We start from the raw sequence: 8,767 nt of genomic DNA, 5'->3' as shown, positions 1-8,767 counted from the left end.
GCTTTAGCCATGTCTTCTGCCGCCTGATCTTGACCTACTGCCCAAATTTCAGCCTCGTCTCCAATGGACTTGGCATAATCCTGCATCTTGGTAACCAGCAAACTTGTAGACATACCTGAGCTGCACGCCAGTAAAATTTTCTTCATGATTATTCCTTCCCTTCAAGGTCTTATTGGATATTAAGTAATAGAAAACGTTTACAGCGTAATTATAAATCCATACTTTTTTTGTATATACATTTAATTTATATGTATAGACTTTTTTTAAAAAATGACACATTTTATTTTTTTCCTCAATATTAACGCTTTCATTTCTTCTCTTTAATCTCTCAATAAACATTCGCATGTTCAAAAAGCTGGAGGGCATCACGCCTGGGGATTATCGTAAAAAGAAAAGCCGCCCGCCACAGGGAATAGACTGTGGGCAGGCGGCTGAATAACCGTGCAGGATATTATATTCTGTTATACTCTTAGATTCCGATGCGTCCTGTCCGTTAAACGTCTGTCAGACGCACAAGAGATCCTTTTTCCAGATCTACATAATCAATTGTAAATGCATGAGTCCGCACGTTGGCTTTCAGAAGGGCGCGATAGCTCCCTTTTTCCCATTGTATTTCCAACTGATCGGGATTTCCAGCTTCTATAATTTTGATTTCACCATCAAATGCAGGATAGGAATTGCGGAATTCCATCAACTTAGACAATCGCTTCAAAACCGGTCTTTCCAGGTTCTCAATGACTTCTTCTTGGGAATAGTAATGCCGGTTAATGTTACGGCCTACCTTTGTTTCTTCTAATAGGTCGATGTCATTTTCACCTGCCAGCAGTCCTACATAATAGACTTGAGGGATGCCCGGTGCAAAAAACTGAATAGCTCTTGCCAGCATATAGGCATCATCGTTGTTGCCGAGTGCTGAATAGTACGTACAGTTGAGCTGATAGATATCCAGGTTATTATAGGCAGCCGTATTGTATACCCTTTTAATATTAGCTCCCTTGGAGAACAAATGATCTTTAGTCTCTTCGATCTCTTCATCTGTCATTAAACCCTTGGCATCCACCACTCCAATTCCATCATGAGTATCCAGCGTAGTAAACTGCTTTCTCGGACAGATGTTCAGCCAGTGCGTGAGACGCTCACTATTACCGCTATACAGTGTGTGCAGCACCAGCATAGGTAGGGCAAAATCGTAAACCCAATGATCCTTTTCGGCAAGCTTCAACTGAATGGAATAATGCTCATGAATCTCCGGCAGGACATCGACGCCGTATGGCTTCAATATCTCCTGTGCTTCACCCAGCATGTCCCAAATTTCAGGCTCCACGAAGAAACAATTGGTTCCTATTTTTTTGGTAGCATATGCAAAAGCATCAAGTCGGATGATGGAAGCACCCTTTTCAGCCAGTCGAACCAGGTTTTCTCTGACAAATTGCTGGGTCACATCCGAGTCCAGATTAAGATCCACCTGTTCCTCATCAAAGGTACACCATATCTTTTCCGTCGTACCATCCTTAAACTCGACATCAATATAAGGCGCACGTGGCTTTCTTTTATAAATCAAATCTACTTCTTCCTGAGTGGGCGCTCCATTAGGCCAGAAATTTTTGTACCGGATAAACAAGTCGGCGTACGGCGAAGCGTCTTTATGTTGGATAAAATCCTGAAAATATTCCGAGCTGCGAGAGATATGATTAATCATAAAATCAAACATAAGGTAGAAATCTTGAGACAGCCGTTCAATATCTTCCCAGTCACCAAAGGGTGCATCAACAGTCTCATAGGTCATCGGAGCAAAGCCCCGGTCTGCCGAAGACGGATAGAAAGGAAGCAAATGAACGCCGCCGATGACATGTTTAAAATGACTGCTTAGCAGTTCCCCCAGCTCTTTCAGATTCTTTCCCATACTGTCGGCATAAGTGATAAGCATAATTTCATTTTTAATTGGCACGATAGTTCATCCCCTGTTCTCCCTCTGTGGGATATATTGAATATGTTACTGTCCCCTGTGTGAAATTCGCAACGCTAGTAAAGCGTTTTCAAAAGCGTTGTAATGATTTATATTATATACCAAAGGCTTGATATGCCAAACGATTGACACACAATATTCAAAAGACCGTTACCTCATACAAAAGTAAGGGAACGGTCTTTATTTATGTTGTTTGCCCAAGGATAAAATGGACCGGGAGCAGCGGGTTTAGATCCCCCGAGTAGTCCTGGTTATTTATTTGTTTGTTCAATATCCCCACAGCTTGCCGAGCCATGAGCTCAATAGGCTGTCGAATAGTGGTTAACTGTGGCATAAAAGCTTGGGCCGTCTCTGTCCCGTCATACCCAACGACTTTCAAGGTTTCCGGTACACGTCTGCCTGTCTTTAAAGCTTCAAAATAAACGTTTGCCGCCAAGATATCATCACTCGCAAAAATACCATCCACATCCGGATGCTCACTAAAAATCTGGTGAATGATTTGTTTATATAAATCTTGGTCAAAAGACCTTGGAACTTCGTAAACAATGGATTCACGTCCGTGGTTCTCCATCGTTTTTTGGTAGGCTTCCAAGCGCAAACGTGTATCGGTTTGCAGCATGTACGGCCCATTGATATGAACGATTTTTTGACAGCCATTATGAATTAAATGTTCCGTTGCCAACTTCCCGCCCAAATAATTATCCGAAGAGACGACAACCGCATTTTCAGAAATATGCTGGTCAATGGAGACAATGGGAAATGAAGAGTTTACTCGCTCAAATACGCCCCTGTTATGACTACCGACAATAATTCCATCCACTTGGTTCCGTAGCAGCATCCTCAAATAATTCGCTTCCTTCTCTGCACTTTTCAAACTGTTGCACAGAAAAACCTTATACCCCAGCTCCTCACAAGCAAGCTCAATATGAAATATTAACTCCGCATAAAAAGGGTTACTCACCGTTGGGAAAATTAATCCTACAATGTTGCTTTGTTTGGATAGCAGCGATCTGGCCATTTCGTTCGGTACATAATTCAACTCTTCCATAGCGTTATATACTAACGAGCGTGTCTTTTCACTGATATATCCCCTGTTATTCATGACTCTGGAAACCGTCGTTGGGGAAACACCCGCACGCTTTGCTACATCTTCTAGTTTTGGTTTCAATGGATTGACCTCCGTAACCATCAGAAATTTCTAAAATTATTTTATAATTCTCAAATATTCATATGTCATAATTCTAACGAAAGTTTGAAAATGTCTCCACTTAATTATTTTATATAGCTGCAAATTTAGATGAGAGAGGGGCCCGTCCCTAAGAACCTGATTTCGCTTTTTAGCTTTGTACACGCATGTAGGACACAAAAAAGCTGCTTCCAAGGGACTCCCCTATAAAGCAGCTTAGAATGTGGAATATTTCAAAAATACATAAAATTGAAAAAACTACCGGTGAAATGGCTGATCCAGATTCAGCATGTTCTTCTTAAGCGTGTCTCTGCTTCTATTAATAAAATTCAATTCCGCTAGGAATCTTTCGTTCTTTTTTTCATATCCCACTATTTTTGCACTAGAACCAACAATAGTGAATTAGAATAATGACATAATACTTGCTAGGACAGTAAGTAAACCTATAACAATGACAAATACATTGCTTATTTTCCCTCTGTATTTAGCTAGTACTGGTACTTTACGGATCGCATACATTGGTAATAGACATAAGATAGCAGCAACTAACGGACCGCTAAGGGAATCAATGATTCCAAGAATACTTGGATTTGCATAAGCAACATACCAGCATGATAATACGACAAAAGCAAGGATCATTGTCTTAACTGTTTTTTCTTCTACATTTTTTCCGCGTGTTTTATTGAACTTGATAATCACGTCACGCATTACCTCATATGCTCCTATATAATGGCCAAGGAAGGACTTTGTTATGGCCATAAAAGCAATGATAGGAGCTGCAATAGTGATTAGAGGCGAATTAAGCCGATTAGCAATATATGATAGAATTGACAAGTTCTGTTCTTTTGCCATTATAAGATCATTTGGAGTCAAACTCATGACACTGCTCCAAACAAAGAACATAACAACAGCGAATGTCATGATATAACAAACTCTTTGTATTTGAGCACATTTGGCATCAGAAGCTAATGTTCCATAGGTAGCTCTCTGTTTCGTAACAAATGACGAAATAATAGGAGAATGATTAAACGAGAATACGATGATTGGTAGTATCATCAATATCGTTCCAAAATATCCCGATCCTGTTGAAGCAGTAGAAACACTTGAAAAACTAAGCATTGACATATTCCACTGTGGAATCAAAGATATTGCGATAAAAAGTAGAGAAACGATAAAAGGATATACTAGCATGCTCATTATTTTTACAGTAATATCTTGACCGAAATTTAATATAGCTATAAGACCGAGTACTAATACAAGCGATAAAATGGCCCTTGGAGGCTCCGCCATGTGTAATTGATGCACGATAAAACTACTTGCCGTATTTGTAAGTGCAACCGAATACATCAGCACAATAGTATAAATTGAGCAGAAATATACTATGTTAAAAATTATACTTGCCTTATTTCCGAAATACTCTCTTATTGTACCTGTAATCCCATCATTTCCAGAATTGGAGGCGTTTATCATTTTAGCAAGCGCCCTATGTGAAAAATACATTACAGGAAATGCAAGTATAGTAATTAAAAGTAATGACAATAAACCACCTGAACCTGCATTAATAGGTAAAAAGAGTACTCCTGCTCCAATTGCTGTTCCAAAAAGGCTCAATGCCCAGGTAGTATCCTGTTTATGCCACTTTTTAGGGTCTGGATATTTCCCTTTTTTTACTTCAGTATTTTCAGGTTGAAATTCTACTTTTTTTGCAGCATTCCCATTCATATAATAATTCCTCCTTGTATCCCTATCTTACTCTCTTTTAAGGCTTAGGAATATAGACCATTCTTGAAAAATGAATTGCTTACAAGGTGCGCCACATCGCGGGTCCTTCTTAAGTTGATCAAAATCGAAAAATTCGCTAGGCATCAACCCGATGGAATCATTAGCATTTACAAAAAAAATTAATTTTATTTCTTTAATTGTTTCTCTCCAAAAATTTACTTTTAATGGCAATTCCTGTAGGCGTGGCCGCAATTCCGCCTAAACCTGTCTCTCTTAATTCGCGAGGCATCTGTCTTCCAACTCTATACATCGCTTCAATAACTTCGTCAGCATTGATGATATTGTTTACACCAGCTAATGCGATGTCCGCTGCTACTAAAGCATTTGCCGTTCCAACGGCGTTTCTCTTTACACAAGGAATTTCTACCAAACCAGCGACTGGATCACAAACTAAACCGAGTAAATTTTGTAATGCGGTTGAGAAAGCTTCAGAAGATTGCTGTGGCGTTCCTCCGGCAGCTTCTACCGCTGACGCAGCCGCCATTGCTGAGGCACTGCCTACTTCAGCTTGACATCCTCCGTAAGCTCCGGAAATACAAGCATTATTTGCGACTATCATTCCAAATAAAGATGAAGTGAATAGAAAATGGACCATATCTTCATGGCTTAACTGCAACGTATCTTTAATACTAAATAGGACTCCCGGGATCGTCCCACTCGCACCTGCTGTTGGAGTTGCACAAATAGCCCCTAATGAAGCATTTACTTCATTAACACCGATAGCACTTTGAACCCCTGACACCATCAAATCTCCAGAAAGAGTTTTTCCATTCTCTCGATATTTTTTTATTTTAACAGCATCACCTCCGGTTAAACCGGTCGGAGAAAATACCCCGTCGCCCTCGATACTATTATTTATGGAATTTTCCATAGCCGCTAAATTTTTTTCCATTTTACTCCAAACTTCTTCATAAGAGGCTTTAGTTTGTTCGATTTCCTGTTCGATTGCTAATTCATAAATTGGCTTTTGCCTTTTATTAGCTGCATCTACAATTTCTTTTATGGTCATATACATATTTTTCCACCTCTTAATGTAACTAAAGAATAATGATATTAGCTATGCTGCTTAAACTTCCCAATTCCTTCTGAACATCACCGGGCAATAGCGAATCCAAAGCGAATGCATATAAATATTTTCCGCTTTCTTCCAAACTATGAAAGTTGTTAATTTCCACATCATATTGTTTAAAGATCCTGCGTAAGACAAATTTAAAGTCAGCTCTTTCGGAAATCGCAATAATAACTGGCAATGGCCCCTGCAGATCTATGCTAAATCCGTCAATTTCAACATGTTTGACTTCAATTAATCCGCCGCCGACCGATATACCCATCGTTCTAATACTTCGACTTTCATCCTCTAAATATACGTCTGCCGTATTTGGATGACCAGCAGGACTATCACCTGCTTTTTCAATAAAGGTAATGTCAATTCCTTTAGATTCTGCTATTTTAATGGCATCTGGTACTTTGCTGTCATCGGCAGCAAATCCTAATATCCCAGCAATAATTGCAAAATCAGTTCCGTGTCCTTTATGGGTTTCAGCAAATGACTCATAATACCTTACCAGTACTTTTTTTGGAATACCTTGAAATAATTTACTGGCAACTGTTCCAATAGCTAAAGCACCTGCAGTATGTGAACTTGAAGGACCTATCATTACCGGCCCAATCACATCAAAACAACTTTTGTATTTAACAACCTCTTTTTCTTTAATAGGTATTACATTCATGTTCATATAAGCACCCCCATAATTGATAGACAAGCGGGCAATTGGCTTTCGCCGCCGCACGGAAAGCGTAAAGAAGTCATCGGAAATGCTGGTTGAATTACTTAAAAAAAGCGATCCCAACCGGAGTCAAAGCTTCTTACGTTTTATTTGATAGTTGGTTTAGCTTTCCAGTAACCATCTTGAAGGTTCTGGAATCCTGCCGGCATTTTCTTCTCGATATACTTTACCAGGAACGCCACTAGATACCCGGCGACCAAACCGGGCAGCATGCCTATTCCGGCACAAGCGGCACCCATCATCAGGGAATATATGCGACGTCACCGATTTTTCCTAAAAACGGGATTCCGAGCAGATCTCCGCCGACATACTTCTGGAAGCTTCTACCAGGAAGGCGGCACATGCGGCACCGGCAAGGGCGCCCGTAGCCTTCATGCCTTTTGGAGCTTTATAGCTGAATAATGCCTAAACTATTGATTCATGTATGCGTTTTCTTTTTGTTGATTAGAAAATTAGTCTTCCCCTTGATTGTTGTTATAATTTCTTAAATGCAAGTAAACCGTGTGCTTTGATATCTTAAGCGCATTGGAAACGATAGCCACGGAATCGCGCATTTGAAAGACGCCGCGTTCTAAGAGCAGCCTGATGATTTCTTTATTTCGATTATGATGCGGGATCTCTTGGGAAGTGTCGACCTCGTGAATCGTCGTTTCTATGGTGTTCTTCAGCAGATCCTCCACTGAGTTAGCGAAATTCTCTTTCACATTGTTTTCAGGGGATAGGAGTTGATTCGGCGAAAAGATGTTAAGAAAGTTTGACAGGGAACCGTCAAGATTCATGTTGATGCACAACAAGGCGATAATTTTATTATCCTTACCCCGAATAGCAATGGTGCTGGACTTCATTAGCTGGCCGTTCTTGCCGCGGGTGAAGTAGCTTTTGGATTGTTTAGCGCCTGAATTCTCAAGCTCCTTAAGCATACGCAAGGCCAAGTCGGTAATAGGAGCGCCTATCTTTCTTCCGGAATGGTGACCATTGGCGATTACGACTGCGGACTGATTATAATCGTGCAGGCTGTGCAGAACGACTTCGCATTCCGGTCCTAAGTAGTCCGCAATGCCATAGACCAGAGCTTCATAAGACTTTATAATCAGGTGATCCTCGTCTGTAAAAGATAAGTATGACATCGTATAAGGATTACCTCCCTCCCTGGATAATAACCTGAAAGTTGAGTTAATCAAATTTAGTTAACTCAATCAACTCGTCGTAATTGTATACAAAAAAGTTGATTCCTGCAAGAGACTTCACAGCACTGTCAATATCTTTTTAACTTTCCTGCAAAAAGCCTTGGGAACCTCTAAACTTATAAATTCTTTAATGTCAAAAAAAACAAGACATACAGCTCATGCCGTATGCCCTGTTCTCAGCCGCTAGATGCGGCTGCTGTTACATGGATCTTTGCGGGTTTACCGCGTTGTAGTATGGCTGATTCACCGGCTGATTGTAGGCTCCGTATCCGCCGCTGAACTGCATGGATTGCATGGACTGCTAAAAAAGTGTTTGGAAGAAGTGGATACTATGCGTATTTAAAGCGAAAAGGGAACGACCGTGATGCCGAGGCCAAACACCTCATCTGTAGAGTACATCAACGTTACGATGGGAAGTACGGTTATCGCCAACTCCAGTTGTTCTTGTTGCAGGATGAGGCGTGTGGATGAACCATAAGAAGATATTGCGTCTTATGCAAAAGCTAGGCCTTCAAGCCAGCATTCGCCGGAAACGTCGAATGAACATGACGTATCGGGCAGCAGAACGTGTAGCAGCCAACCTGCTTGAGCGGAAGTTCATAGCTAAATTTGTTCAATAACACGCCTGTTGATTAACCACTAAATGGTAGAAAGAGAGCTGGCAACTCGGTAAGTGGACGAAAAAAACAACCGGACCAGTAAGGATCAGCCCCTTGCCCAGTCCGGTTTTCGATTTTCCATTTAGGAGACTGTCCTTATGTAATGAAAAAGCTGCTTTTGGGACAGCCCCCTCTCTGTTTTTTAGGATAATGATTAGGATGCATCATACTTGAAAGCAAATCTTTTTGTCCATTCCCCT

Annotated in this window: 7 protein-coding genes and 2 pseudogenes; 1 reads left to right on the top strand and 8 read right to left on the bottom strand. The window is 40.7% G+C overall.

What is annotated here, in order from left to right; translation table 11 throughout:
- The 8 genes and pseudogenes from L693_RS27895 to L693_RS0109395 form a co-directional block, all read right to left on the bottom strand.
- Positions 1–146 (bottom strand): PTS sugar transporter subunit IIB (locus L693_RS27895; protein WP_442950171.1); only part of this gene is annotated, 146 nt, incomplete at its 3' end.
- A gap of 347 nt (positions 147–493) precedes the next feature.
- On the bottom strand, positions 494–1,948 hold the full coding sequence (gene gtfA, locus L693_RS0109425) for a sucrose phosphorylase (RefSeq protein ID WP_025717050.1): 1,455 nt from the start codon (positions 1,946–1,948) through the stop codon (positions 494–496).
- A 202-nt stretch (positions 1,949–2,150) separates the two neighbouring features.
- Complete coding sequence (locus tag L693_RS0109420; RefSeq protein WP_025717049.1) at positions 2,151–3,134, bottom strand: LacI family DNA-binding transcriptional regulator; 984 nt, start codon at positions 3,132–3,134, stop codon at positions 2,151–2,153.
- Between the two features lie 420 nt (positions 3,135–3,554).
- Positions 3,555–4,874: an aromatic amino acid transport family protein gene (locus L693_RS0109415; protein ID WP_025717048.1), complete on the bottom strand. Its 1,320-nt coding sequence runs from the start codon at positions 4,872–4,874 to the stop codon at positions 3,555–3,557.
- A 185-nt stretch (positions 4,875–5,059) separates the two neighbouring features.
- Positions 5,060–5,949, bottom strand: a pseudogene (sdaAA, locus tag L693_RS0109410) (L-serine ammonia-lyase, iron-sulfur-dependent, subunit alpha).
- Positions 5,950–5,971: 22 nt separating this feature from the next.
- Complete coding sequence (gene sdaAB, locus L693_RS0109405; RefSeq protein WP_025717046.1) at positions 5,972–6,670, bottom strand: L-serine ammonia-lyase, iron-sulfur-dependent subunit beta; 699 nt, start codon at positions 6,668–6,670, stop codon at positions 5,972–5,974.
- Between the two features lie 348 nt (positions 6,671–7,018).
- Positions 7,019–7,123 (bottom strand): annotated as a pseudogene (locus L693_RS32385) (PTS sugar transporter subunit IIC); the annotation flags it as partial.
- A 50-nt stretch (positions 7,124–7,173) separates the two neighbouring features.
- A complete protein-coding gene (locus tag L693_RS0109395; protein WP_025717045.1) occupies positions 7,174–7,848 on the bottom strand; it encodes a helix-turn-helix transcriptional regulator in 675 nt (224 codons plus the stop codon).
- A gap of 527 nt (positions 7,849–8,375) precedes the next feature.
- Between L693_RS0109395 and L693_RS29870 the strand changes: the two genes are divergently transcribed.
- Positions 8,376–8,528 carry a hypothetical protein gene (locus tag L693_RS29870; protein ID WP_155983793.1) on the top strand — a complete coding sequence of 51 codons (153 nt, stop codon included), beginning with the start codon at positions 8,376–8,378 and terminating at the stop codon, positions 8,526–8,528.
- The last annotated feature ends 239 nt before the right edge of the window (positions 8,529–8,767 follow it).

Source organism: Paenibacillus sp. 1-18 (assembly GCF_000520755.1).
GTDB lineage: Bacteria > Bacillota > Bacilli > Paenibacillales > Paenibacillaceae > Paenibacillus > Paenibacillus brasilensis.
Note: the sequence above shows the minus strand (reverse complement) of the source record. Positions and strands in the feature narration are given on the sequence as shown.